The organism is Streptomyces jumonjinensis (genome assembly GCF_009600885.1).
GTDB lineage: Bacteria > Actinomycetota > Actinomycetes > Streptomycetales > Streptomycetaceae > Streptomyces > Streptomyces jumonjinensis.
This window is the reverse complement of sequence record NZ_VCLA01000121.1, coordinates 68991-92462: the sequence shown is the minus strand read 5'-3', so window position 1 is coordinate 92462 and position 23472 is coordinate 68991. Positions and strand designations below refer to the sequence as shown.

Annotated in this window: 27 protein-coding genes, 3 tRNA genes and 2 pseudogenes; 19 read left to right on the top strand and 13 right to left on the bottom strand. The window is 69.9% G+C overall.

Going from position 1 to position 23472, the window contains the following annotated elements:
* The first annotated feature begins 78 nt into the window (after positions 1-78).
* Positions 79-702: a LytR C-terminal domain-containing protein gene (locus FF041_RS14655; protein WP_153523240.1), complete on the top strand. Its 624-nt coding sequence runs from the start codon at positions 79-81 to the stop codon at positions 700-702.
* Positions 703-798: 96 nt separating this feature from the next.
* Here the strand turns inward: FF041_RS14655 and upp are convergent, their stop codons facing one another.
* Positions 799-1434 (bottom strand): uracil phosphoribosyltransferase, encoded by a 636-nt coding sequence (gene upp, locus FF041_RS14650; RefSeq protein ID WP_153523239.1) that lies wholly within the window; start codon positions 1432-1434, stop codon positions 799-801.
* 85 nt (positions 1435-1519) lie between these two features.
* Between upp and FF041_RS14645 the strand changes: the two genes are divergently transcribed.
* The 12 genes from FF041_RS14645 to FF041_RS14595 all read left to right on the top strand — a co-directional run bounded on the left by FF041_RS14645 (position 1520) and on the right by FF041_RS14595 (position 10124).
* Positions 1520-1765, top strand: a complete 246-nt coding sequence (locus FF041_RS14645) for a hypothetical protein (RefSeq protein ID WP_153486940.1) — start codon at positions 1520-1522, stop codon at positions 1763-1765.
* 250 nt (positions 1766-2015) lie between these two features.
* On the top strand, positions 2016-2543 hold the full coding sequence (locus FF041_RS14640) for a tRNA adenosine deaminase-associated protein (protein WP_323372386.1): 528 nt from the start codon (positions 2016-2018) through the stop codon (positions 2541-2543).
* Between the two features lie 56 nt (positions 2544-2599).
* Positions 2600-3028, top strand: a complete 429-nt coding sequence (gene tadA / locus FF041_RS14635; protein ID WP_153523266.1) for a tRNA adenosine(34) deaminase TadA — start codon at positions 2600-2602, stop codon at positions 3026-3028.
* 105 nt (positions 3029-3133) lie between these two features.
* A tRNA-Ser gene (locus tag FF041_RS14630) sits at positions 3134-3218 on the top strand.
* Between the two features lie 301 nt (positions 3219-3519).
* Positions 3520-5025, top strand: a complete 1506-nt coding sequence (locus FF041_RS14625; protein ID WP_323391869.1) for an AAA family ATPase — start codon at positions 3520-3522, stop codon at positions 5023-5025.
* A 364-nt stretch (positions 5026-5389) separates the two neighbouring features.
* Positions 5390-5704 carry a type II toxin-antitoxin system Phd/YefM family antitoxin gene (locus FF041_RS14620; protein ID WP_228388209.1) on the top strand — a complete coding sequence of 105 codons (315 nt, stop codon included), beginning with the start codon at positions 5390-5392 and terminating at the stop codon, positions 5702-5704.
* Positions 5598-6080, top strand: a complete 483-nt coding sequence (locus FF041_RS14615; protein ID WP_323391868.1) for a PIN domain-containing protein — start codon at positions 5598-5600, stop codon at positions 6078-6080. The genes FF041_RS14620 and FF041_RS14615 overlap by 107 nt, the downstream gene beginning before the upstream one ends.
* A gap of 423 nt (positions 6081-6503) precedes the next feature.
* Positions 6504-6668 carry a hypothetical protein gene (locus FF041_RS37890; protein ID WP_194292037.1) on the top strand — a complete coding sequence of 55 codons (165 nt, stop codon included), beginning with the start codon at positions 6504-6506 and terminating at the stop codon, positions 6666-6668.
* Between the two features lie 38 nt (positions 6669-6706).
* Positions 6707-7000, top strand: a complete 294-nt coding sequence (locus FF041_RS14610) for a Dabb family protein (protein WP_153486938.1) — start codon at positions 6707-6709, stop codon at positions 6998-7000.
* A 213-nt stretch (positions 7001-7213) separates the two neighbouring features.
* On the top strand, positions 7214-8158 hold the full coding sequence (locus FF041_RS14605) for an RNA polymerase sigma factor SigF (RefSeq protein WP_407698158.1): 945 nt from the start codon (positions 7214-7216) through the stop codon (positions 8156-8158).
* A 238-nt stretch (positions 8159-8396) separates the two neighbouring features.
* Positions 8397-9266 carry an RNA polymerase sigma factor SigF gene (locus tag FF041_RS14600; RefSeq protein ID WP_153523238.1) on the top strand — a complete coding sequence of 290 codons (870 nt, stop codon included), beginning with the start codon at positions 8397-8399 and terminating at the stop codon, positions 9264-9266.
* A 66-nt stretch (positions 9267-9332) separates the two neighbouring features.
* A complete protein-coding gene (locus tag FF041_RS14595; RefSeq protein WP_153523237.1) occupies positions 9333-10124 on the top strand; it encodes a hypothetical protein in 792 nt (263 codons plus the stop codon).
* 78 nt (positions 10125-10202) lie between these two features.
* On the opposite strand, the gene FF041_RS14590 is transcribed toward FF041_RS14595, so the two are convergent.
* Complete coding sequence (locus FF041_RS14590) at positions 10203-10421, bottom strand: hypothetical protein (protein ID WP_153523236.1); 219 nt, start codon at positions 10419-10421, stop codon at positions 10203-10205.
* 195 nt (positions 10422-10616) lie between these two features.
* On the opposite strand from FF041_RS14590, the gene FF041_RS14585 reads away from it, so the two are divergent.
* The 3 genes from FF041_RS14585 to FF041_RS14575 all read left to right on the top strand — a co-directional run bounded on the left by FF041_RS14585 (position 10617) and on the right by FF041_RS14575 (position 13211).
* On the top strand, positions 10617-11072 hold the full coding sequence (locus FF041_RS14585; protein ID WP_153523235.1) for a MarR family winged helix-turn-helix transcriptional regulator: 456 nt from the start codon (positions 10617-10619) through the stop codon (positions 11070-11072).
* A 12-nt stretch (positions 11073-11084) separates the two neighbouring features.
* Positions 11085-12668, top strand: a complete 1584-nt coding sequence (locus FF041_RS14580; RefSeq protein WP_153523234.1) for an MDR family MFS transporter — start codon at positions 11085-11087, stop codon at positions 12666-12668.
* 81 nt (positions 12669-12749) lie between these two features.
* Entirely contained in the window at positions 12750-13211 is a 462-nt protein-coding gene (locus tag FF041_RS14575; protein WP_153523233.1) for a PPOX class F420-dependent oxidoreductase, read from the top strand.
* Positions 13212-13375: 164 nt separating this feature from the next.
* Here FF041_RS14575 and FF041_RS14570 read toward each other — a convergent pair whose 3' ends face one another.
* From FF041_RS14570 to FF041_RS38985, 6 genes and pseudogenes are all read right to left on the bottom strand, one after another.
* Positions 13376-14173 (bottom strand): TetR/AcrR family transcriptional regulator, encoded by a 798-nt coding sequence (locus tag FF041_RS14570; RefSeq protein ID WP_153523232.1) that lies wholly within the window; start codon positions 14171-14173, stop codon positions 13376-13378.
* A 71-nt stretch (positions 14174-14244) separates the two neighbouring features.
* Complete coding sequence (locus FF041_RS14565) at positions 14245-15753, bottom strand: MFS transporter (protein WP_323391867.1); 1509 nt, start codon at positions 15751-15753, stop codon at positions 14245-14247.
* Between the two features lie 128 nt (positions 15754-15881).
* Positions 15882-16619: a response regulator transcription factor gene (locus FF041_RS14560; RefSeq protein ID WP_323391866.1), complete on the bottom strand. Its 738-nt coding sequence runs from the start codon at positions 16617-16619 to the stop codon at positions 15882-15884.
* 65 nt (positions 16620-16684) lie between these two features.
* Positions 16685-17563 (bottom strand): amidohydrolase family protein, encoded by an 879-nt coding sequence (locus FF041_RS14555; protein ID WP_153523231.1) that lies wholly within the window; start codon positions 17561-17563, stop codon positions 16685-16687.
* A 176-nt stretch (positions 17564-17739) separates the two neighbouring features.
* Positions 17740-18618, bottom strand: a complete 879-nt coding sequence (locus tag FF041_RS14550) for a DUF2797 domain-containing protein (protein WP_153523230.1) — start codon at positions 18616-18618, stop codon at positions 17740-17742.
* Positions 18619-18833: 215 nt separating this feature from the next.
* Positions 18834-18926, bottom strand: a pseudogene (locus FF041_RS38985) (DNA mismatch repair protein MutT); the annotation flags it as partial.
* Here FF041_RS38985 and FF041_RS40330 point away from each other — a divergent pair.
* A pseudogene (locus tag FF041_RS40330) lies at positions 18892-19014 on the top strand (hypothetical protein); the annotation flags it as partial. The pseudogenes FF041_RS38985 and FF041_RS40330 overlap by 35 nt on opposite strands.
* A 170-nt stretch (positions 19015-19184) precedes the next feature.
* On the opposite strand, the gene FF041_RS14540 reads toward FF041_RS40330, so the two are convergent.
* The 3 genes from FF041_RS14540 to FF041_RS14530 all read right to left on the bottom strand — a co-directional run bounded on the left by FF041_RS14540 (position 19185) and on the right by FF041_RS14530 (position 21175).
* Positions 19185-19526, bottom strand: a complete 342-nt coding sequence (locus FF041_RS14540) for a hypothetical protein (protein ID WP_194292036.1) — start codon at positions 19524-19526, stop codon at positions 19185-19187.
* Positions 19474-19698 (bottom strand): hypothetical protein, encoded by a 225-nt coding sequence (locus tag FF041_RS14535; RefSeq protein WP_153523228.1) that lies wholly within the window; start codon positions 19696-19698, stop codon positions 19474-19476. The genes FF041_RS14540 and FF041_RS14535 overlap by 53 nt, the downstream gene beginning before the upstream one ends.
* A 382-nt stretch (positions 19699-20080) precedes the next feature.
* Entirely contained in the window at positions 20081-21175 is a 1095-nt protein-coding gene (locus tag FF041_RS14530; protein WP_323391865.1) for a DUF1152 domain-containing protein, read from the bottom strand.
* 78 nt (positions 21176-21253) lie between these two features.
* Here FF041_RS14530 and FF041_RS14525 point away from each other — a divergent pair, with 78 nt between their 5' ends.
* Together FF041_RS14525 and FF041_RS14520 are read left to right on the top strand one after the other, a co-directional pair.
* Entirely contained in the window at positions 21254-21994 is a 741-nt protein-coding gene (locus FF041_RS14525; RefSeq protein ID WP_323391864.1) for a GntR family transcriptional regulator, read from the top strand.
* A gap of 153 nt (positions 21995-22147) precedes the next feature.
* The gene (locus FF041_RS14520) at positions 22148-22726 is read left to right on the top strand and encodes an ATP-binding protein (protein ID WP_323391863.1); all 579 of its coding nucleotides are present in this window, start codon (positions 22148-22150) and stop codon (positions 22724-22726) included.
* Between the two features lie 108 nt (positions 22727-22834).
* Here the strand turns inward: FF041_RS14520 and FF041_RS14515 are convergent.
* Both FF041_RS14515 and FF041_RS14510 read right to left on the bottom strand, forming a co-directional pair.
* Positions 22835-22907, bottom strand: a tRNA-Arg gene (locus FF041_RS14515).
* Positions 22908-23098: 191 nt separating this feature from the next.
* A tRNA-Ser gene (locus tag FF041_RS14510) sits at positions 23099-23192 on the bottom strand.
* Between the last annotated feature and the right edge of the window lie 280 nt (positions 23193-23472).

Sequence of the window (23472 nt, the reverse complement as noted above, 5' to 3'; positions counted from 1 at the left end):
GCCCATTCAGCGACCGTACGGACGCAAACCGTTGATCATCTTGTAGGAATGCGTACCGGGCCGCACTACGCTGCGCCCATGAGCATGCTGACTCCTCCCGGCATGGGCGGAAAGTACCGCGTCACGGGCGACAGATACCCCCGGATGCGCCGTCCGCGCAGCCGCCGAAGGATTGTGACGGCGCTGACCGCCGCCGTGGTCGCGCTCGGGCTCGCCGGCTGGGGGACCGTGCAGCTCGTCGACGTCTTCGGCGGGGACGCCAAGACGACGGCCGCGAGCCGCAAGGGGGACTGCAAACCAGGCCCCGGAGCGTCGGCGGCGGCGGTGCTGAAGCTCAAACCGCGCCAGGTAACGGTGAACGTCTACAACGCGACCCCGCGCGCCGGGCTGGCCAAGGCGGCTGCCGACGAGCTCAAGAAGCGGGGCTTCACCATCGGCAAGGTGGGCAACGCGCCGAAGGCGTACGACAAGAAGGTGGCGAACGCCGGATTGCTGCTGGGTTCCCCGGCGGCTGCGAAGGGCCCGTTCCAGGTGCTGGGCACTCAGCTGAAGGGCGTCACCACCAAGACGGACCGGCGCGGCACGGGGGATGTGGATCTGATCCTGGGCAAGGGCTACACCGCCCTCGCCCCCAAGCCCGCGGCCGAAGCGGCGCTCGCCGCCCTGGCCAAGCCGGCGCCGGCCCGGAAGGGGAAGTGCTGACCGGGGCTCATACCTGAGCCCCGGCCGCCGTATCCGGGACCGGGCCCCGGCCCTCGTATCCGGGACCGAGCCCCGGCCTCGTCTCCAGGGAGACGGCTACTCGGCCGTCCCGTACATACGGTCGCCCGCGTCGCCGAGCCCGGGCACGATGTACCCGTGCTCGTTCAGCCGCTCGTCCACCGCGGCGGTCACCACGGTCACCGGTGCGCCCGCGAGCTCCCGCTCCATGACCTCGACACCCTCCGGGGCCGCGAGCAGCACCACGGCCGTCACATCGTCCGCACCGCGCTCGATCAGCTCGCGGATCGCCGCGACCAGCGTGCCGCCGGTCGCCAGCATCGGGTCCAGCACATAGACCTGACGGCCGGAGAGGTCCTCCGGCATCCGGGTCGCGTACGTCGACGCCTCCAGCGTCTCCTCATTGCGGATCATCCCGAGGAAGCCCACCTCGGCGGTCGGCAGCAGCCGCACCATGCCGTCGAGCATCCCGAGCCCGGCCCGCAGAATCGGCACCACCAGCGGACGCGGGTGCGACAGCTTGACGCCCTCCGTCCGGGTCACCGGGGTATCGATGGCCACCTGCTCGGTGCGCACATCCCGGGTCGCCTCGTACGCGAGCAGGGTGACCAGCTCGTCGGCGAGCCGCCGGAAGGTGGGGGAGTCGGTGCGCCGATCGCGCAGCGTGGTGAGTTTGTGCGCCACCAGCGGGTGGTCGACGACGTGGATCCGCATGTTCTCCACAGTAGCCCGGCTCGCATCAAGCGAGCCCCCGGAGGGAAGGTGGAGGCATACGTCCAGCCATGGGGTGGTGCGGCCGATGCCGGAACCCGAGAGTCCTGAACCGGAGTGCGAGCGCGGGCAACGCGCCGTGGAGAACGCTCCGGAAAGTCCCGAAGCGGAGTACGAGAACACGAGCGGCACCGACGCCGAGCGCAGGAGACGGCGGGCGCAGTTCCTCCGAGAGCTGAAAGAGGCCAAGGCGCTCAGGGACCGGGTGCGGCCCCGGCGTGCCCGTGCGGCGCGTATGCGCCAGCAGCTGCGGATGCGCACTTTCCGCTGGTAGCCGCCCAGGGTGAGGCGCCGTCCGCGGCGGCGTCCGGACCGGCGCCGGCGCGGCGCGCGTCCGCCCCGGTCAGTCCCGTCGCCGGACCGCTCCGACCGGGTGCCGCCACTGCTCCGGCCGAGAACTGATGGCCGACGCAACGACGGAAGACCTCTCGCAAAGCGCAGGTTTCTGCCACGATTCCGAGTGGGCGATGCACGCACCAGCGCAGCGCCCAGTCGTCACACCTCTGATCAGTGGGAGAGTCACGGTGTACTTCGCCGCACTGCTCGCGCGCACTCATGACGGGTGGGAAGCGAGCGACACAGAGCTCGACGATGTGGAGACCCTGTCGGATCTGACCGACCTGGCCCGCGAAGCCTCGATGGACGAGGACACGGTGCTCGTCTTCATCGAGCAGGAGGACTCCTGGTTCGGCATCGTCAGGGTGGAGGGCGAGGACGACCCTCGTATCTTCGTCTCCGACGCCGCCGCCGCCGCACGCTCCTCGTACGGGGAGATCCTCACCAATGAACTTCTCGGCAGGGACGATGACGACCCGGCCGACGACCTCGACGCACTGGACCTCGACGGCACGGAGGACGGGGAGCCGGACGGGAACGACGATGACGACACGGACCCGGCCGCGGAAGCGGTGCCGGCCGCGCCGCTCGGCGACCGCGACATCCTGAGCGACCTCGGCCTCTCTCAGAAGGAGCTGCTGACCCTGGACACGGACGCACTGCTGGAGATCGCGGAGGCCCTGGGGGCCGCCGATGTGCTGGAGACCGTTCGCTAGTGACCGAAGCACCATCCAGAACAGGGGATCCCGTACGGGACCCATGGGCGGCGCCGATGCGGCTCGCCCTGACAGAGGCCGGGCGAGCGGCGCTCTCCGGCGATGTGCCGGTCGGCGCCGTCGTACTCGGCCCGGACGGCACGCCGCTCGCCGCCGGGCACAATGAGCGCGAGATGACCGGCGACCCGACCGCACACGCCGAGGTGCTGGCGATCCGCCGGGCCGCCGAGCGGCTCGGCGGCTGGCGGCTGTCCGGCTGCACCCTGGTCGTCACCCTGGAGCCGTGCACGATGTGCGCGGGCGCGATCACCCAGTCGCGGGTCGACCGGGTGGTCTACGGCGCACGGGACGAGAAGGCGGGCGCGGCCGGATCGCTGTGGGACGTCGTCCGGGACCGACGGCTCAACCACCGGCCCGAGGTCATCCAGGGAGTCCTGGAGGAGGAGTGCGCCCGCTCGCTCACCGCCTTCTTCCGCGACCGCTGACCCCAAGCCGCCGCCCTGCTCCCCACACCCCCACGCCACCTGCGGGAACACCTCCCCGGAGGCCGGATTTCAGCCCACGGCCCACCTTGGGCTAAGCTCTCTCCCGGTAGCGTGTCCGAGCGGCCGAAGGAGCTCGCCTCGAAAGCGAGTGTGGGGAAACTCACCGAGGGTTCAAATCCCTCCGCTACCGCTCTCACACCCTCCTGAACTGCGGAAACGCGATCAGGGGGGTGTTTTGCGTGTTGACGTGTGTGACGTGTGTTGACGTGTCAACACGGCGGCCGTCTCACCTCCTCTGCCTCCCTTGATTGCCGACGAAGTTGGTACCGCACACGGAGGGGTCACCTCCTGCGGTCACAGGAGGGTGCCCACAGCGACAGGCTCACGGGTTGCCGACTTACCTTGGGACAGTACTGGTGTATCCCAGTGCGACGGATTCCGTCGAAGTAGATTTAGACGGAATCCGTCGTAGTCGATGAGCTGGAGGTCCGGTGAAGAGTAATCTGCTGGCCAAGCCGGATGATGTGGTGGACCGGGACCGGGAGTGGGGTCTGCTCGCGGAGTTCCTCGCTGATCCGGATCCTGCGATGCGGCTCGGCATCGTGTCCGGGCGGCGGCGGCACGGGAAGTCGTATCTGCTGCAGGCCCTGTCCGAGCGGGTCGGTGGTCTGTACGTGACGGCGGTCCGGGAAGAGGGACGGCTGCCCGCGATCCACCGGTTCAGTGACGCGGTCGCCGCCCACGCCGGCCTGCGGCCGGGGAGCCTGCGTCTGACGGACTGGCGTGATGTGCTGTCCAACGCCCTTGATGTGACAGCCCGCTCGCCGCATCCGCTGCTGGTGATCGACGAGTTGCCGTACCTGCTCCAGCACTCTCCCGAGATTCCGGGGCTGCTTCAGCAGCTCTACGACGAGCGTCAGCGCGGCACCCGGCCCGGGGCCGGACCGGGCCCGCGCCTGATCCTGTGCGGCTCCGCGATGAGCGTCATGCACGAGCTGCTCTCGGGGACGAAACCGCTGCGCGGCCGGGCCGTCGTCGACCTGCGTCTCGGCCCCTTCGGCTACCGGGACAGCCGGGCCTTCTGGCAGATCGAAGACCCACTGACCGCGCTGAAAGTGCACGCGGTCCTCGGCGGGGCACCCGGCTACCGGCCGGTGGCCGCCCGTCCGCACCCCGACGACGGGTTCGACACGTGGCTTGCCCGGACGCTCCTCGACCCGGGCCGGGCGGTGTACTCACGCACCGAGACCGAGTACCTGCTGCGTGAGGATCCGAGGATCACTCAGCACACGCTGTACTACGACATCCTCACCGCGATCGCGAACGGGGCCACCACCCCCAGCAAGATCGGTGCAGCTCTGGAACGCCCGCGCAATGCCGTCGCGCACCCGCTCGGCGTGCTGGAGTCCACCGGGTACATCCAGCGGGAACAGGACATCCTCCGTGCCCGGCATCCGATCATCACCCTCGCCGACCCGGTCATCCGCTTCAACCAGCTGATCACCCTGCCGCAGGCAGCCGCCGTGGAGCAGGGCTTCGCCGAGCAGGTGTGGCAGCAGGCCGCTCCGACCTTCAACTCCAAGATCCTCGGCCCGCATTTCGAGGACTTGGCCCGCGACTTCACCCGCCGTTACGCCCATGCCCTGGTGCCCGGTGGACTGACCGGCCCAGTGGGTACGACCGAAGTCGCCGACCAGGCCGCCCGGACGAAGCACGAGGTCGATGTCATCGCCCTGGCCGCCGGTGAGCGCCCGCAGGCACCCCGGGCGAGGATCGCGCTCCTTGGCGAGGCCAAGGCGACTGCCGCCCGCCGGGGAACCGGCGACCTGCAGCGCCTGGAACACATCCGCGCCCTCCTCGCCGAACAGGGGTACGACATCGACGGCACCACTCTGGCCCTGTATTCCCTGCACGGCTTCTATCCCGATCTGGCCGAGCTCGCCGCCCAGCGCGACGACGTCCTCCTGGTCGATCTGCCCACCCTCTACGGAGGGTGACGTCTGACGGCCAAGCCGTTGTCGGCTACCCCCCGAGCTGAACACAATGGCGTCCAGAACCCTGGACAGGGCGCCGCCATCGATAGAGGGCACTTCGGGGCCACAGGGTGCCTCCGGTGCACGCTCTCACTCGAAGTGGTGAACTTATCCGCGATGCTGACTAAAGCACTGCCGGGCGGCTCATGCGTCGCCGTACGCGCTGGTCAGCGGCACCGCCTGCGGAGCCCTTACGGAGCCGCCGCCCACAGCGCGAACCACATCCGCGTGTCCGCGTCGTCAGCCCCGGCTGCCCACTCGGCGCTGACGACCTTCTCGGAGCCGCCCGCACGCTCGCGGGCCGCCTTTTCAAGGGGGAGGTAGCAACATGTACTACATGGAGACTACGGCCCGGGAATTCAACCAGAAATCGTCGCAGATCCTCGCCGCGGCGGCACGTGGCGAGACCATCACGGTCACCAAGAACGGCGTCGCCGTCGCGCGCGTGGTGCCCATCGGCGACGACATCCCGCCTTACCCCACCGACCCCATGGGTGCCATAGACCTCCCTGACCTCGGACTTCCCGATCTCACCAATGACGAGATCGAGGACCGCTCAGGGGAATGGGGCTCTGAGCGTGATCGCGATTGCCGACACCAACGCTCTCTACCGCCTCCTCGACCCGCGCCTCACGGAACATGAAGCACACAAGGAAGCGGTGGCGACGATCAGCCACCTCGTCGTCTCGCCCATGGTGCTCGCCGAGCTGAACTATCTGATCTCGGTGCGCGGCGGGGCCCGCAAAGCTCTGACCGCGGCACGGTTCATCGAACGCAACGCGGCCACCCGCAGATTCGAAGTGCCGCCCATCGCCGCGCACCTGAGTTCGGCGATCGCCATCGCCGAAGGCTACGCGGACGCGGACGGGGGACAGGGCATCGGCCTGACGGACGCCATGAACGTCGCCCTGGCGGCGGCCTACCGCACGGAAGTCCTGTTCACCACGGACCGCCACTTCCGCATGGTCCGGCCACTGACCGGGCACAAGGCTTTCCGAGTGCTTCCGGAAGACCTGTAAGGGGCCCCACCGCGCATCCACCCGGTGAGCACGACGCCCGCACCCCGTACGCGGACACGGAGAAGCCCCGGCCGGTCAGGTGGCCGGGGCTGGTCCGGGTCGGAGCGGGGGAAGCGGCATCGGGGACGGCCGCTTCCCCCGGTGAGGAGGATCCGGACCACAAGCCCGTCGCCGCAGTCGGGGGAGCGTGCGGCGGGGGCCTCGCAGCGGGCCCGGTCTCCCGGCCCGCCGGATTCCTGCCAGATCCCCGCGGGCGCGGTTCCATCGTGCTCCCCCGGGTCCTCGCGGAGGCTCGGTAAACGACCCCCATCGCCGGGCCCTTGGTCCTTAAAGGCTCGGTTAGACTTCCGCGACTCTCCACGATCACTCGGAGATCGGGGAGCCGCAGGGGATCACCGGGGACCGCCGGGGAGGATGAGGGACATGGCGCAAGCAAGGAAGATAGCCCTCTATATCGTTGTCGTCTTCGTGCTGTACACGATCATCACGTCCCCGGCCAAGGCGGCCGATCTGGTCCAGATAGGCTTCGAGGGCATATCCAGCGCCGCGAAGAGCGTCGGCGAGTTCATGACCGAGCTCGTCAACTAGACCCCGCGGCCCCCGGCCGTCCATCACCGAGGTGTCCCTTGATCCGTCATCTGGTCCTCTTCAAGCTCAATGAGGGCGTCGAGCGCGACGAGCCCCGGGTGGCAGCCGGAGCGCGGGCCTTCGCGGAGCTGAGCGGCATCGTCCCCGAGCTGGAGTTCTGGGAGTGCGCCTGGAACATCAGCGACCGGCCGATCGCCTATGACTTCGCGATCAACTCCGCCGTGGCCGACCGTGATGCGCTGAAGCGCTATATCGAGCACCCGGCCCATCAGGCGGCTGCCGGACAGTGGCGGGAGTTCGCCACGTGGGTGATCGCCGACTACGAGTTCTGAGCCCCGGCTCCGTACGCGTCCTCCTCCAGGCGTCGAAACGGCGTTTCTCCAGCCCCTTGCCACGATGGCAAGGGGCTTTTTGAGGTTTAGACCCCAACTTGCCTTCAACACGGCGTTATCTGGTGCTTGCACACAGTGGACATGTCTTGTGATGCTATGACCGCTTTTGATGGATGAGTTGTCCGTAGACGACCGCGAAGGGGTGGCGAGCCCGTGCCGGCCAGTACCGCACCTGAAGCGCTGCCCCAGAACGGGCCCCCGGAGCCGCCTCCCGCCGCCTCCACCGATAGTCCCGACACCGACGCGGCGGACCCCTCGGACTGCTCAGCCCCCAAGGAAGTCGAGGAGGAGACCGAGGACGAGCTGCTGACCAGCGGCTCCGCCCGCCCCGGCGGCCGGGGCGCGGACACCCGCGCGCTCACCCAGGTGCTCTTCGGCGAGCTGAAGGGGCTGGAGCCGGGCACCCCGGAGCACACCCGGGTGCGCGGAGCGCTGATCGAGGCCAATCTGCCGCTGGTGCGGTACGCGGCGGCCCGCTTCCGCAGCCGCAACGAGCCGATGGAGGACGTCGTCCAGGTCGGCACGATCGGGCTGATCAACGCCATCGACCGGTTCGATCCGGACCGGGGGGTGCAGTTCCCGACCTTCGCGATGCCGACCGTCGTCGGCGAGATCAAACGATACTTCCGGGACAACGTCCGGACCGTCCACGTCCCCCGGCGGCTGCACGAACTCTGGGTCCAGGTCAACGGCGCGACCGAGGATCTGACGACGGCCCACGGCCGTATCCCGACGACCGCCGAGATCGCCGAGCGGCTCAAGATCGGCGAGGACGAGGTGCTCGCCTGCATCGAGGCGGGGCGCTCGTACCACGCCACCTCGCTGGAGGCGGCCCAGGAAGGCGATGGGCTGCCGGGTCTGCTCGACCGGCTCGGCTATGAGGATCCCGCGCTGGCGGGCGTCGAGCACCGGGACCTCGTACGGCATCTGCTCGTACAGCTGCCCGAGAGGGAGCAGCGGATTCTGATGCTCCGCTATTACAGCAATCTGACGCAGTCACAGATCAGTCAGGAACTGGGCGTCTCGCAGATGCATGTGTCAAGGCTGCTGGCCCGGAGCTTCGCCCGATTGCGATCCGCAAACAGGATCGAAGCGTAGCTGTATCGGGTATACCCCAGTTGGACGTTTTTCCCTGCGGCCACCCCACCCGCACCCCTTGTCTCCTGCGGCGATTCCCTCGATCGGTGTCGACAAATCTCTTCGGCGCGTTGCCGACATGTGACATTCTGCCGGAGACGCGTTTGCCGCAGCCTTGTGGCCGGTATTTCAGGTGCAGGCTGCGTTCCTCCCGTTGGTCGCGGCCACCGCGACCGTACGCGACCTCAAAGGGCGTGGCATGTCCGCAGCACAGGGCAGCTCGAAGGTGCTCACGCTCACGCCCGAACAGAGCGCTCCCGCACCTGTCACGCCTGACAGCTCGGAGGCCATCGACACCCGTACTCTCTCCCGCTCCCTGTTCCTGCGGCTGCGCGCGCTGGACGCCGAGGGGTCCGGCGGAGTCGTCGACAGCCCGGAGCGCACCTATGTGCGCGACACCCTCATCGAGCTGAATCTGCCGCTGGTGCGGTATGCGGCGGCCCGCTTCCGCAGCCGTAACGAGCCGATGGAGGACATCGTCCAGGTCGGCACGATCGGCCTGATCAAGGCGATCGACCGCTTCGACTGCGAACGGGGCGTGGAGTTCCCGACGTTCGCGATGCCGACCGTCGTCGGCGAGATCAAGCGCTTCTTCCGGGACACCTCGTGGTCGGTGCGGGTGCCGCGCCGGCTCCAGGAGCTGCGGCTCGCCCTGACCAAGGCCAGCGATGAGCTGGCCCAGCGGCTGGACCGCTCGCCGACCGTGCCCGAACTCGCCGCGGTGCTGGGCGTCTCGGAGGAAGAGGTGGTCGACGGCCTCGCCGTGGGCAACGCGTACACCGCCTCCTCCCTCGACTCCCCCTCCCCCGAGGACGACGGCGGCGAGGGCTCCCTCGCGGACCGGCTGGGATATGAGGACACGGCGCTGGAGGGCGTGGAGTACCGCGAGTCCCTGAAGCCCCTGCTGGCCAAACTCCCGCCCAGGGAGCGGCAGATCATCATGCTGCGGTTCTTCGCCAATATGACGCAGTCGCAGATCGGCGAGGAGGTCGGCATCTCGCAGATGCACGTCTCCCGGCTGCTGACGCGTACGCTCGCGCAGCTGCGGGACGGACTGATCTCCGACTGAGCCCGCTGACGTCCCGAACGCCGCCTCGCTCTTCCTTGTTGACGGTACGTCAGTCACACTGTCGCGATGTCACGAGGACGACGCGGGACGACGGCGCTCGCGGCGCTGACGGCCACGGCGGCGCTCTGCCTGGGTGGAGCGCTCGTCGCGTACGGAGGCGACGACGGCGACAGCGACGGCGAGGGATACGCGGCTGTCGGCCCGGCCGGACCGGGACGGGTGTCCGCGGTCCCGCCGAAGGGCGGTATCGCGCTGGTGCCGCTGGACGATCTCGCACGGCGCAGCGGTCCATCGCCCACGGGCGGAGCGCCGGTCGCGACGGCCTCCGGCCCCCCTGGCGCCGCCCCGGCGAGCGGCGGCGCGGACCGGCCCGCCGCCCCCGGGCCCGACGACGGCCCGGCTCGTTCCGGTACGACACCTTCCGGCCCGGCTCCCTCCGGCCCGGCTCCCTCCGGCCCGGCGAGCGGCACCGGCGACCCGGCCGACCCTGGCGGCGGCCCGTCCGGCGTACCGCAGTCGCCCACCGGCCGCCCGGGCCCATCGCCGTCCGGCCCCGCCGTGCTGAAGATCGGCGACCCGGTCCGCACCCCACTGGACCGACGGTGGTGCGAGCAGGTGACGGTGGAGTTCCGCAACACCGGTGACGTACCCGCGACTTCGGGAACCGTCACCTTCGGTACGCACATCATCGGCGCGCTCGGCGTCGACTGGGCGACGATCGAATCCGCTCAGCCGCTGCCCGCGCCCATCGCGGCCCGCTCGGCGCGGACGGCGGCGTACACGGTCTGCGTGGACGCGTGGCGGGTGCCGCCGGGCATGCGGGTCGAGACACAGGACGTCAGCGCCGTCTGGCGGTGACGCGACACATTCATACGTACGTACGGATCTTCAGCCGGGGCGTACTTCCGCAACCCGGCACCCGCGATCCGGCTTCCGCTATCCGAAGGCGAGCCAGGCCACCGCGCCGAGGACCACGATCGCCGCGATGACTCCGAAGATCACTCCGGCCTTGGGTCCCGACTGCGCCGCGGCGGCCTGACGGCGGCCCTGGGGCGTGCCTTCGTCGACGAACGCGCGGAACATCTGGGTGCTGCCTGCGGGGTCGTGGCCGCCCTGGGGGTTCTGACCCTGGGGAGCATGGGGGTTGTGTGCCATGGGGCACGACCCTAGCGAATCCGGATGTACGACCCAACCCCGGGCGGTGCGTGGACAGTCGGGACCCCGGGCGGTGCGTGGACAGTCGGGCCCGTTCCGCCGCCCCCGTCCCCGTCGGCGATCTTTTATTTGCCTGTAGCAACCAACAGCTTATATGGTTGCCCTAAGCAATAGACACTGGAGGGGGACTCGGCCATGGCCGCACAGAGTCAGTACGCGGAACTGGCCCGACAGCTCAGCGCCATCGGCGGCCTCAAGCGCGCGCTCGCCCGGCAGCTGCCCGTCGAGTGCCCTTCGGGCTCCGCCGCCGTGCTCGCCCTCCTCCAGCGGCACGGCGAGATGCGGATGAGCCGGCTCGCCGAGCTGCTCGCCGTGGACATGTCGGTGACCAGCAGACATGTGGCCCATGTCGTCGCACAGGGCTGGGTCGAACGCGCCCCGGACCCCGATGACGGACGTTCGCGCATCCTGCGGCTGACCCCCGAGGGCGCAGGGATGCTCGGCGAACTCCACCGGAGAACCACCGATCTCTTCGCCGGCCGCCTCCACGACTGGACCGACGACGAGATCGGTCAGCTGATCACCATGCTCGCCCGCTTGCGCGACTCCTTCGGGAGCCCCCGGGCGCGAGCGCCCCACGACCAGAGCTGAGAGAGAGACCTCATGGCCATGACCACACCATCCGGTGTGCGGGGCGACGGCCGGACCGAAGCCCCCGAGCGGGACGCCCACGCGGGCGACGGCCCGCCCATGACCCATCGGCAGATCATGGAGGCGCTGTCCGGGCTGCTGCTCGGCATGTTCGTCGCCATCCTGTCGTCCACGATCGTCACCAACGCCCTGCCCCGGATCATCGGCGACCTCGGCGGCGGGCAGAGCGCGTACACCTGGGTGGTCACGGCGGCGCTGCTGTCGATGACGGCGACCACCCCGCTCTGGGGCAAGCTCGCCGATCTGTTCAGCAAGAAGCTGCTGGTGCAGATAGCCCTGCTGATCTATGTGGCGGGCTCGGTGGTTGCCGGTCTCGCGCAGAGCACCGAGATGCTGATCGCCTGCCGGGTGGTCCAGGGAATCGGCGTCGGCGGGCTCACCGCGCTCTCCCAGGTGATCATGGCCGCGATGATCTCCCCCCGGGAGCGCGGCCGTTACAGCGGATATCTCGGCGCGTCGTTCGCGCTCGCGACCGTCGGCGGGCCGCTGCTCGGCGGGGTCATCACGGACACCGACTGGCTCGGCTGGCGCTGGTGCTTCTATGTGGGCGTGCCGTTCGCGCTGATCGCGCTGGTCCTGCTCCAGAAGACGCTGAAGCTGCCGGTGGTCCGGCGCGAGGTGCGGATCGACTGGGCGGGCGCGGTGCTGATCAGCGCGGCGGTGTCGCTGCTGCTGGTGTGGGTGACCTTCGCGGGCGACCGGTACGCGTGGGCGTCCTGGCAGACGTACGCGATGGTCGGCGGGGCGCTGGCGCTCGGCGCGGGGTTCCTGTTCGCCGAGGGGCGGGCGAGCGATCCGATCATCCCCCTGCGGCTGTTCCGCAACCGGACGATCGCGCTGTCGTCGGCGGCGTCGCTCTTCGTCGGCGTGGCGATGTTCGCGGGGACGGTGTTCTTCAGCCAGTACTTCCAGCTGGCGCGGGGGCTGTCGCCGACGATGTCCGGCGTGATGACGATTCCGATGATCGCGGGTCTCGTTCTCTCCTCCACGCTCTCCGGGCAGATCATCACCAGGACGGGCCGCTGGAAGAGCTGGCTCGTCGGCGGCGGTGCGCTGGTGACGGCGGGGCTCGGGCTGCTGGGCACGATCCGCTACGACACCGAGTACTGGCAGGTCGCCGTCGCCATGGCGGTTCTGGGGCTCGGCCTCGGCATGATGATGCAGAACCTGGTGCTCTGCACCCAGAACCAGGTGTCCGGCGCGGATCTGGGCGCGGCCTCCTCCGTGGTGGTGTTCTTCCGTTCGCTCGGCGGGGCGGTGGGCGTCTCGGCGCTGGGCGCGGTGCTGGGGACCCGGGTCACCCACCATGCCGAGAACGGCCTGGCGGAACTGGGCCCCGAGGGTGCGCGGCTGGGCCAGGACGCTCCGGCGGCCGGCGGCATCCTCGACCCGGCGACGCTCCCGGAGCCGCTGCGCACGGTGATGGAGGGGGCGTACGGCCACGGTGTCGCCGACATCTTTCTGTACTCGGCGCCGTTCGCGCTGGTGGCACTGGTGGTGACGGTGTTCATCAAGGAGGTCGCGCTGAAGCGTTAGTTCTCTCTCCGTCCGTCTCCCGTCCGGATCGGGGCGCGCGGGACCGGTCCGGGCGGGACGGGAGGGGCTAGGCTGCCGCGCATGGCGCCTGATATCGCTGCCGACACCACGGTGACGCGGGACGAGTTGCTGGAGTTCGTACGTCCGAGACATCGGGCGATCCTGTTGACGAAGCGGGCGGACGGCACTCCGCAGGGGTCTCCGCTGACCTGCGGGGTGGACGGCGCGGGCCGGGTCGTCGTCGCCACCTACCCCGAGCGCGCGAAGACCCGCAACGCGAAGCGGAACGCGCGGGTGAGCCTGATCGTGCTCTCGGACGACTGGGACGGGCCATGGGTCCAGCTCGACGGCGAGGCGGAGGTCATCGACGCGCCGGAGTCGGTCGAGCCGCTGGTGGAGTACTACCGGAACATCGCGGGGGAGCACCCGGACTGGGCGGAGTACCGCGAGGCGATGCTCCGCCAGGGCAAGTCGATCATCCGGGTGGTTCCGGTGCGGTGGGGGCCGGTGTCGAAGGGGGGCTTCCCGGCGCGGCTGGCCTGAGCCGGGGGAGCTCTCGGGGCCGGGAGCCTTGGTCGCCGGGAGCCCTGAGAGTCCCGGGGGCCAGGAGCTCTGGACCTGAGAGCCCCCGGAACCCCGGAGGCCGGGAGCCCTGAGGATCCTCGGGGCCCAGGGGCCGGAGCCCGGAGCCCGGAACCCGCGCAGGTCTACCCCCGAGCCGCCATCGCCTCGATCCCCGCCACCAGCGTCTCCAGCGCGTACTCGAAATCCCGCTCGCGCATCTCTGCCACCGTCCCCGTGCCCCCGGACACCATGATCTCCATGGACTCCGTGATGTACTTCTTGAGCCCCAGGTCCGGGGCCCCGGTCATGGTGCCTATGGCCTCGCGGTAGTACTCGTCCTGGCTCATCCCCGCCGAGGCGCACCGCGCGATGAAGTGCCCCTCGATGGTGCCGAACCCGTACACGAACTGGAACACCGCCGACAGTGCGCCCATCTGCCCCCGCGGCGGCAGCCCCGTGTCCCGCATCACCTGCTGGATCGCCAGCGAGAACGCCAGCGCGTTCGGCCCGATGTTCAGAAACGTGCCCACCAGCGGCGATACCCAGGGGTGCCGCACCAGCATCGCCCGGTAGTCCACCGCCAGCCGCCGCAGCCGCCCCCGCCAGTCACCGGCGTCCGCGTCCCCGTCGGGGAGGGCGTCCGCACCGGCGTCAGTCAGCCGGATCGTCCCGAACGCCGCGTCGAGCGCCAGTTCCAGCAGATCGTCCTTGGTGTCCACGTACCAGTAGACCGACATCGCGGTGACGTCCAGCTCCGCCGCCAGCCGCCGCATCGAGAACTTCGCCGCGCCCTCCGAGTCCAGCAGCCGGACGGTCGCATCAATGATCTTGGCGCGGTCGAGGCTGGCGGGCTGGGCCGATCTGCGACCGCGTTCCGCCTTGCCCTCCAGCCACACACTGGTCCGCGCGGGACTCTTCGCGCGGTCGGCCGCACTCACCATGGCGACACCCTCCTCGGTGGTACCTGTCGGACAGAAGGTCGACGGGGCGGCGCATCCGCCCGGTCTCGATGCTATGCCGCGGGCCGGGCCGGATCAGCATTCTCCGCACGGCGCAGCAGCAGCGCCGCCAGCAGACCGCCGGCCAGCACCGCCACCGCTCCGACCAGCTGACTCGTCTCAAGCCCGGAGGCGAAGGCGTCCGAAACGCGCTCCCGCTCGGCGCTGCCGTCCGCCGCCGCCAGCGCCGCCGGCAGCGAAGCCGCCCCCACGACACCGGGAACGAGCACGGCGAAGCGGGAGTTCAGCACCGCGCCGAGGACGGCGACGCCGAGTCCGTTGCCGAACTCCGCGAGGGTGCCGTTCACCCCCGCCCCGACCCCGGCCTTCTCCGGCGGTATCGCGCTCATGATCGCGTTGGCCATGGCGGGCATGGAGAGCGCGATGCCCGCACCCATCACCACGAGCCCCAGGAGCATCCCGCCGTAGCCGTCCCCGCCGAGCAGCGCGATCGCGGCGAGCCCGGCCGACACCAGCGCCATGCCGATCGCGATGGTCAGCGGCGTGCCGAGCTTGGGCAGCAGCCGCGGCCCGACGCCCGTCAGATTGAGGGCGACGATGGTGAGGGCGAGCGGGGCGGTGCGGAGACCGGCGTCCAGCGGTCCGTATCCGAGGACGAACTGGAGATGCTGGGTCAGCAGGAAGAGCGATCCGCCCATGCCGAAGGCGACCAGGATCGACCCGGCGACCGCGCCGATGAACCGCCGGTTCCGGAAGAAGTGCATATCCAGCATCGGGTACGGAATCCTCAGTTCCCACACGGCGAACGCGGCGAGCACCGCCACGCCGACCGCGGCCGGGATCAGCACCTGGCCGGAGGTCCAGCCGTGCTCGGGCCCGGAGATGATGGCGTAGACGACGCCGGTCATACCGATCGTGGAGAGCAGCGCGCCGAGCAGGTCGGGCCGCTCGCCCTGCGGGTTCTTGGACTCCGGCACCAGGGCGACGACGGCCGTCAGGGCGAGCGCCACCACCGGGATGTTGATCAGGAAGATCGCGCCCCACCAGAAGTGGTCGAGCATGACTCCGCCGATCAGGGGTCCGGCCGCGAAGCCGAGCGAGCTGACGGTCGACCAGAGCGCGATGGCCTTGACCCGTTCGGTGTCGTCGAAGATCTGGACGACGACGGCGAGGATCGTGGTCATCAGCAGCGCGCCGCCGACGCCCATGCCCGCCCGCGCGGCGATCAGCTGGCCGGAGGACTGGGAGAGGCCGGCGGCGAGTGAGCCGATACCGAAGAGCACGAGCCCGGCGACCAGCAGTTTCTTACGGCCGTAGCGGTCGGCGGCGTTCCCCGCGGTGAGCAGCAGTCCGGACTGCACCAGCGAGTACGCGTTGATCATCCACTGGATGTCGGTGGCGGACGCGCCCAGCTCCCGGTTCAGGGAGGGGATGGCCACGCTGAGGATGGTGTTGTCGAGCAGCACGGTGAGCTGGGCCAGGCAGATGACGCCGAGGATCAGCCAGCGCTGGGGGTGGCGGCCGGTGGGGGCCTGTTCGTGCTGGGCGGTCGTCGTCGTCACATGAGCTCCTGTACGGCGTAGGGGGAATGCTCATACACCGTACAAGAAAAAGCTCTACACCGTATGGCGATTATTTCCCGGCCGTCCCGCCCCGGCCGCTCGGCGCGGTGGCCGCCCCGCGCGGTGGCCTACTCCCCCGGCTTGATCAGATAGCCGGCCCCGCGCCGGGTGTGGATCATGGGCGGACGGCCGAGGTCGATCTTCTTCCGGAGATACGAGATGTACAGCTCGACCACATTGGCCTGGCCGCCGAAGTCGTACGACCAGACACGGTCGAGGATCTGGGCCTTGCTGAGCACCCGCCGCGGATTGCGCATCAGATAGCGCAGCAGCTCGAACTCGGTGGCCGTCAGATGGATGGCACGGCCGCCCCGGGTGACCTCGCGGCTGTCCTCGTCCAGGGTCAGATCGCCCACGCGGAGCAGGGACTCGGAGCGGACGGCGGCGGACCCGGAGCGCCGGATCAGCCCGCGCAGCCGGGCGACGACGTCCTCCAGCGAGAACGGCTTGGCGACGTATTCGTCGCCGCCGGCGGTGAGCCCGGCGATACGGTCCTCGACGGAGTCGCGGGCGGTGAGGAAGAGCACCGGCACATCGGGGGCCTCGCGCCGCAGCCGTCTGAGGGCGGCGAGCCCGTCCATGTCGGGCAGCATCAGATCGAGCACCACCGCGTCGGGCCGGAACTCCCGTATCCGGCGCACGGCTCCGGCGCCGTCCCCGGCGCTGGACACCTCCCAGCCCTCGTAACGCAGGGCCATGGAGAGCAGTTCACTCAGCGCCGCCTCGTCGTCCACGACGAGTACACGGACGGGGCCGCCGTCCGGCCTGAGCATCTCGGTACGCCTCCGGGGCGCGATCGCGGTCATGGCGGCAACTCTGCGATCCCGCCCTGAAAACAGTCTTTCCGCTGTCTGTGAATCCCCTGAGAACCCTATGCACCGCCGAAGACACGGTCGGCGTTCCCGTGGCAGACCGCGCGGAGCCAGTCGTCGCCGAGGCCGAGGGCTTCGAGGGCGTGGAGCTGATGGGCGTACGGATAGGGGATGTTGGGGAAGTCGGAGCCGAGGAGGATCCGGTCGCCGAGGGCCGCGAGACGGGGCTTCTCGGCCGCCGGGAAGGGGGCGATGCGCTCGCTGAAGTCGGTGAAGGCCATGGTGGTGTCGAGATGGACGCCCTCGTACCGCTCGGCGAGATCGAGGAATCCGGTGTACTCGGGCATCCCCATGTGCGCGACGACGAGCCGCAGCCGGGGATGGCGGGCGAGCACCCGCCCCACCGGTCCGGGCCCGGTGTGCGCGCCGGGCACCGGGCCGGAGCCGCAGTGGGTGACGACGGGGATCCCGGCCTCGGCGAGGAGCCCCCATACGGGGTCGAGCAGCCGGTCGCCGGGGTCGTACGCCCCGACCTGGAGATGCGCCTTGAAGACGCGGGCCCCGCGCTCGACGGCCTCCCGGACATAGCCGTGGACGCCTTCCTCGGGGAAGAAGGTGGCGGTGTGCAGACAGTCGGGGGTGCCGGCGGCGAATCCGGCGGCCCAGTCGTTGAGCCAGGCGGCCATGCCCGGCTTGTGCGGATAGACCATGGCGGTGAAGGACCGCACCCCGAAGCCGCGGAGGACTTCGAGCCGCCGGGACTCCTCCTGCCGGTAGGCGATGGGCCACGCGCTGCCGACGAGGGGGCCCGCCGCGTCGAAGTAGGCCCAGACCTTGCGGAGGACGCGCTCGGGCATGAAGTGGGCGTGGACGTCGATCAGTCCGGGGAGGGCGAGCCGCTCCCAGAACCGGTGGACGGCGAGGGTCTCGTTGGGCATGGCCCCACCTTGTGGTGGGGGTGGGGCGGGTGTCCATGGGGCACCTGGGGCCGGGGCCCCCGGTGCGGGGCTTCCCGTGACGGACGGCGCTTCGGCTCCCCGGGATCCCGGGCCCCCGCGGCCCGCCACTGGGGCCCCCGCGGCCCGCCACCGGGGTTCCCACGGCCCGCCGCCGGTCAGAAGAGCCCGTCCTGCACCCCTCCCCCGGTGCCCACACCGAGCCCGGCGGTCGGCACGGAGACCCCCGCTCCGGCGTCGGCCCCCACCAGAGACCAGCCGGACATCAGCCGGGTGTCGAGGACGACGATCTCACCGTCCGCGGTCCGCAGATGGAGATCGGGCCCGGCGACGGCGAGGAGGGTCCCGGCGACCGCGCCGTCGTGGACGAGTTCGCGTACGACAGCGGTGGCCGGAGGCAGCCCCTCCAAGCCGAACCGCCCGGCGTGGTCGACGGCGTCGAAGCCGAGGGGCTCCAGCGTCTGTGCCCACCCGTCGAGCGCGAGGGCCCGCCCGTGCAGCGCCTCGATCTCGGCGGCCCGCTCCCCGGCCGTCGCGGGCAGCCGGGCGCGTACGGCCCGCTTGTCCGCGTAGGGAATCCGGTCCGGGATGCCGAGCGCGCTCCGCAGCACTTCCTCGGTCCGCCGGGCCGCCATCAGAGGCCCGCGCCCCAGCCAGCTGAACGCGACCGCGCCCTGCTCCAGCAGCCGGGCGGAGCCGCGCTCCTCGGCGGTGATCCCGGCCTTGGTCATCCCGGGGCCGAACCAGGCGAGATAGACACGGTAGACACGCGGATCGTCGGCGATGGTGTCAGCGGCGACGGAGTGGGCGCGATCCAGCCGGGCGCACTCGGGGCAGCGCGCCTGTGTGACCCGCCCGGGCACGACGGCCCCGAGCGGACAGAGGTTCCCGCGCGCCCCGACGCACTGCCGCACGCCCTCCGCGCGGAACCCGAGCGCCTTCCCGGCGAGCAGGGGGCTGACCCGCCCGCCCTCCCACCGCAGAACGGCCATCCGCGCTTCCTGTGGCCATCCGATCCCGGAGCACCGCCATGCCATACGCACCTCCGGGCGCACAGTTGTGACCGAAAACCGCGAGAGTACCGGAGCAAGCGGTCACAAGCCGGTCCGGTACAACACATTCCGGCCGCCCCGAAGGGGCCCTCACCCCAGTGAACCAGCGGGTGAGAGGGGAGCCGCGCACGTGGGGGCGGTGTCCGAATCCCTGCCCTCGAACCGGGCACCTTCCGGCGCATGACCAGATACCGCCGGGCTCAGCCGAGATACGGCCGTTCCCGGTGCTCCAGAAAGTGGTGGATCCGGAGCCGCTGTGTGGGGTGCATCGGCAGCGCCCCGAGCTCCTCCGGACCAAACGTCTCACTTCAACTCCTCCCCTTCAAGGCCGCACCCGTCACGAGCAAGCCGTTCACACTGCTGACCTTTGAGAGCGCACCTATGGTTCTTCATGCGGAGGGCCCGCAGGGTGGGTGGCATCATGGTCTCCGCCGACGCGTTCGCCGGCCTGGTGGCCATTGCACGCTCTGCCGCCCTGTAACGATCGCTAGAAACCGCCCTTGTATGAGGGAGCGGGGCTGTCTGCTGTCACGCCGTCGGAGGGGCTGCTCCTACCGGGGCGGTGCGGGAACCACGGCCGGCGTCGCCATGCCGTTCTCTTCCAGTGCGATCCAGTCCAGTTCGACACTGCGAATCAGGACTCCGGGGAAGTCCTCGAAGAAGCCGAGCGCTTCCGCGATGGCATCGGTCAGAGCCCCGGCCTCAAAGATGCAAATGAACTCGGCTGTGCCCGGTCCTTCGATCAGGCCAATCCGCCCGTCGTTGAAGCGGTCGAGGTGATCCAGGGTGTTCGACTGCTCTTCGGTCAGCGGCTCTTGAAGATGCAGGGTGAAATACCACTTACGCATGGCCACCGTGGTGCTTGGTGAAGTTGTCAATCTTGTTCGCCTCATCGCCTGCGTTCCTGGGGGTGCAGTTCACCCGGTGGCTCTTGTTGCAGGGACAGCAGATGACGAGCCCCCACGTGTGGCCGTTTCTCTTGTGCGTCACCTTGAGTCCGGCCGCCTCCGCGCGCTTGAGGGCAGCCTCCACGTCCTTCTTCTGGTGCCGGTCTCCGAGTGCCATAACAGCATCTCCTACGCGCAGACCGCGGGAGAGAAGGCGGAGACGGTGGCGATTCCCCCGATCGAGCTACGCCCCGGCGGGAACACGCCGCCGGGCCCCACACCCTGCTTCGGAGTGGCGGGGCTCGGTTGTGTCGGGTTGCGAGCCTTCCGGGAGGGGTCCGCGTAGGGCTCGCGGGGTCCGGGGCGGGGGCTGTTCTCACATGTGGGCGGGGGTGGAACCGGATCAGCCGGCGGTTGGTGGTGGGGTGTTGGTGGCAGCGCGGAGGGCGTCGGGGAGAGCGCTCACGGTGTCGGCGAGAACGGGGCACGAGTCGTCGTGGTGAATGCTGAGGTGGAGCATTCCTCCCGCCGTACCGGTGAGCTGTAAGGAAAGTTGTTGCTCAGGCTCTCGGTGAGATGTGCCAGAGCGGAGCGACGTACCGCTCCGGGCAGCTGGCGATCAGCAGGGCTCTGAGGCGTTCGCGTTGGGCGCCGTCGAGGCCGAGCGCTTCGGTGAGGCGGCGGAAGGTGGTGTGGCTGATGCCTCGGGCGCGGGCCTGGTGTTCGAAGTCGGCGACCTGGGCGAGTGCGGTGCTGGGGTCGAGTTCTCGTACCGGTTGGGTGCGGAGCCGGGTGGCTTTGTCGCGTTCGTAGTCGATCTCGGAGAAGCCGCAGATCTCGCGGCTGAGCCGCTCGGCGTCAGCAAGGCTCGTGGTGGAGGCGATGGCGCGGGCCAGTCGGTTGCGGCCGATGGCATCGTTCAGGTCGGCTTCGTGGACCGTGGGGCCCTCGTCGGTGAGGGGGACGGGCAGGCCGGCGTCCCGGATCTCGCAGAGGCCCCGGATGTCCCGGGCGGTGGCCGCGAGCAGGGCGGTCGCCTCGGACGGGTGCCATTCCAGGACGTGGGCGATCGGTTCGATGTGCGCAGGGGCCAGGGTGAGGACGTTCCGGCCGAGGAGGCCGCGGAGTTCCCCGGCGGGGAGTTCGCCGTCCAGGCCGGGCCCGGCGATCAGGAGTCGTACGGGGGCGTCGACCCGGCAGCAGGCGGCAAGGGTGAGCGCATCGGCGAGAGGGCTGCGGAGGGTGGGCTCGTCTCCCCGGGCCAGGATGTCGCCGCCGACATCGACGAGGTCGATCGACTCCGGAGCCAGGTGCTGGATCAGGGCTTCGAGCTGGCGGGTGACGCCCTGGACGCCGTGGCGCGGATCGATCAGCGCCAGTGTCTGGGGAAGCTCCCGCGCGAGCCGTGGCAGCGTGGAGCCGGCGGGCACGATGGGCTCGGCCTCGGCGGTGATCGCGAAGACCCCGGGAGTCAGGAGACGCAGACCGGTGAAGTCGGCCGGTCCCCGGGGTCCGGGCACCGGGTCGATGAGGAGTCGGTCCCACGCGTACGTGAAGATCACGGCCGGTCTCTCATCGCCGTACAAGGCGGCGTCCACCATCGAGGCGGCGACTGCGTCGCCCCCGCCTCCGGCTGCCACGATCAACCGTGTCACTCGCACAGCGTACGAGGTGATCGATTGACTGCCACCCTATAGTGGCAAGAGGACTTAGCCACTTGTGAGGAGACTGCGGTGCCGCAGATCGAAGAGGCCCAGCCCAAGTATTTGCAGATCGCGCACTACATCCGCGATCAGATCCTGCGCGGTGATCTGCGGCCCGGCGACGAGGTACCGTCCGAGCGGCAGCTCGCCCAGGACTGGAAGGTCTCGCGGCCTACCGCCGCTCGCTCCCTTGAGGCACTGAGACAGCAGGGCTTCGTGGAGAAGCGCCAGGGATCCGGCACGTACGTCCGCAGCCTTGAGGTCAACCGCCGTGCGCGGGAGCTGTACGGCCGGGCCCGGCAGACCGGGAAGATCTACACGCCCGGTGAGTACGCGGTCATCACCTCGGCCGGCTGGATGGACGCCCCCGATCATGTGGCCGAGGCGCTGGGGCTTGCCAAGGACCGGCGCGCCGTGCACCGCCGACGCGTGACCAACGACGAGAGCGGCCCCATCACCATCTCCACCTCCTGGTTCGGCCCTGATATCGGCCAGCGCGCGCCGAAGCTCCGGGATCCGGAGCGCATCCAGGAAGGCACCCTCATGTACGTCGAGAGCATGACGGGCCGCCAGGGCAGCTACGCCGAGGACCGCATGTGCGCGAGGACCGCGACCGAGGACGAAGCCGCCGACCTCCGGCTGCCGCCCTCCTCACCGGTGCTGATCGTCCATCACGTCGTATACGACTTGCAGGACCATCCGCTTGAGTTCGCCGAGGCCACCTACCCGCCCGGCCGCTGGGCCTTCGAACAGGGCTACCCGTTGGCGTGAGTCGCCGCCTGCTGCTCGCCGAGCGGCTTGCCAATCGAAGTGGCCAATGCCACTATCCAGTAAGTGGCTAAGGCCACTTACTGGAAGGGGGCGGGCGCGACGTGAGTGACCAGCGACCGGAAGCCGGATCGGGCTCCGCCTGTCCGGCGTGCCGTGGGCAGGGGCTGGAAACACATCGACTCCCGCCCGGCCCTGGCGGGCGCCGCCGCGAACGGCCGTACCCGCGCGACAGCCAAACGGCGGTGCCTCGACAGCGACGGCACCGGCAAGCGGGAGGAGCAGGCGCATATGCACGACCGTACGAGCGACCAGGGCGACGCCGCCGTGGACAGCGAACAGCTCGGCGCGATGACCCTCTACCCGGTGGCGGAGTCCGTGCCCCTGGCCCGGCGCTGGTTCCGCAAGCTCATCACCCGGCACCAACCGGAATGCTCACTGGACGACTGCCTCCTGATGCTCTCCGAGCTGGTCACCAATGCCGTCTCCTACGCCGAGGCCGAAGAGGAATGGCGCGTACGCGTCGACTGGCGCCGCGAGGAGCGATCGCTCCATGTGCGGGTTCACAGCCCCGGCCACCCCGCGAGCGTCCGCATGCTTCACGCGGCCGGCGGGGACGAACACGGCCGAGGTCTCTGGCTGGTCGACGCGCTCTCGGACAGCTGGGCCGTCGACCGGAGCGAGCATGGCGGGACCGTGGTCTCCTTCGTCCTCGACAAGGCGTGGCCTGAGTGACCGGCGCTCCGCATGCGCCGCGCCCAGCGGCAGGGTGACCGAAAGCGGCGGGTGAGTCGGGGGAACGCGAAAGGCCCCCGGATGATCTCCGGGGGCCTTTCGGCGATGTGCACTCGGCAGGATTCGAACCTGCAACCTTCTGATCCGTAGTCAGATGCTCTATCCGTTAAGCTACGAGTGCTTGGCTTTCCGGGCTTTTCTTCCCGGTCGGCGTTGCGGGAACAACATTACATGACCTGCGCCGTCAGGCGAAATCCATTGGGCACACCCCCTCTGACCTGCGGAAACGCCACAGAGAGCGGGAGTGGGCGATGGATCTGCCCACGATGCACGAAAGCCCCGGCCGACTGGCCGGGGCTTTCGTGATCTAGCTGGCGGAGGCGGAGGGATTTGAACCCTCGATGGGCTTTAAGGCCCAAACCGCATTAGCAGTGCGGCGCCATAGACCGGACTAGGCGACGCCTCCAGCACACCCGCGCGAGCGCGTGGTGTGTGCAGATGATGACACAGACGAGCGCGGTGTCACCAATCGCTGACCACGGTACTAGGCCCCCGGCCCACAGAGCAAAGCCCCTGGGACCTCACGTTCGGATCTTGCCGCGCTCGCGTGCCCGGGCGCGGCGGGGAGGGCCGCCGCCGTTCGGCGGGGGTCCGGTTGCGCAACGGACGCCCGCGCGGAGCGTTAGAAGCGGTAGGGGTACGGGATTCCGCCCGGCCCCGGGCCGGGCCCCGGCGGAATCGCCGGG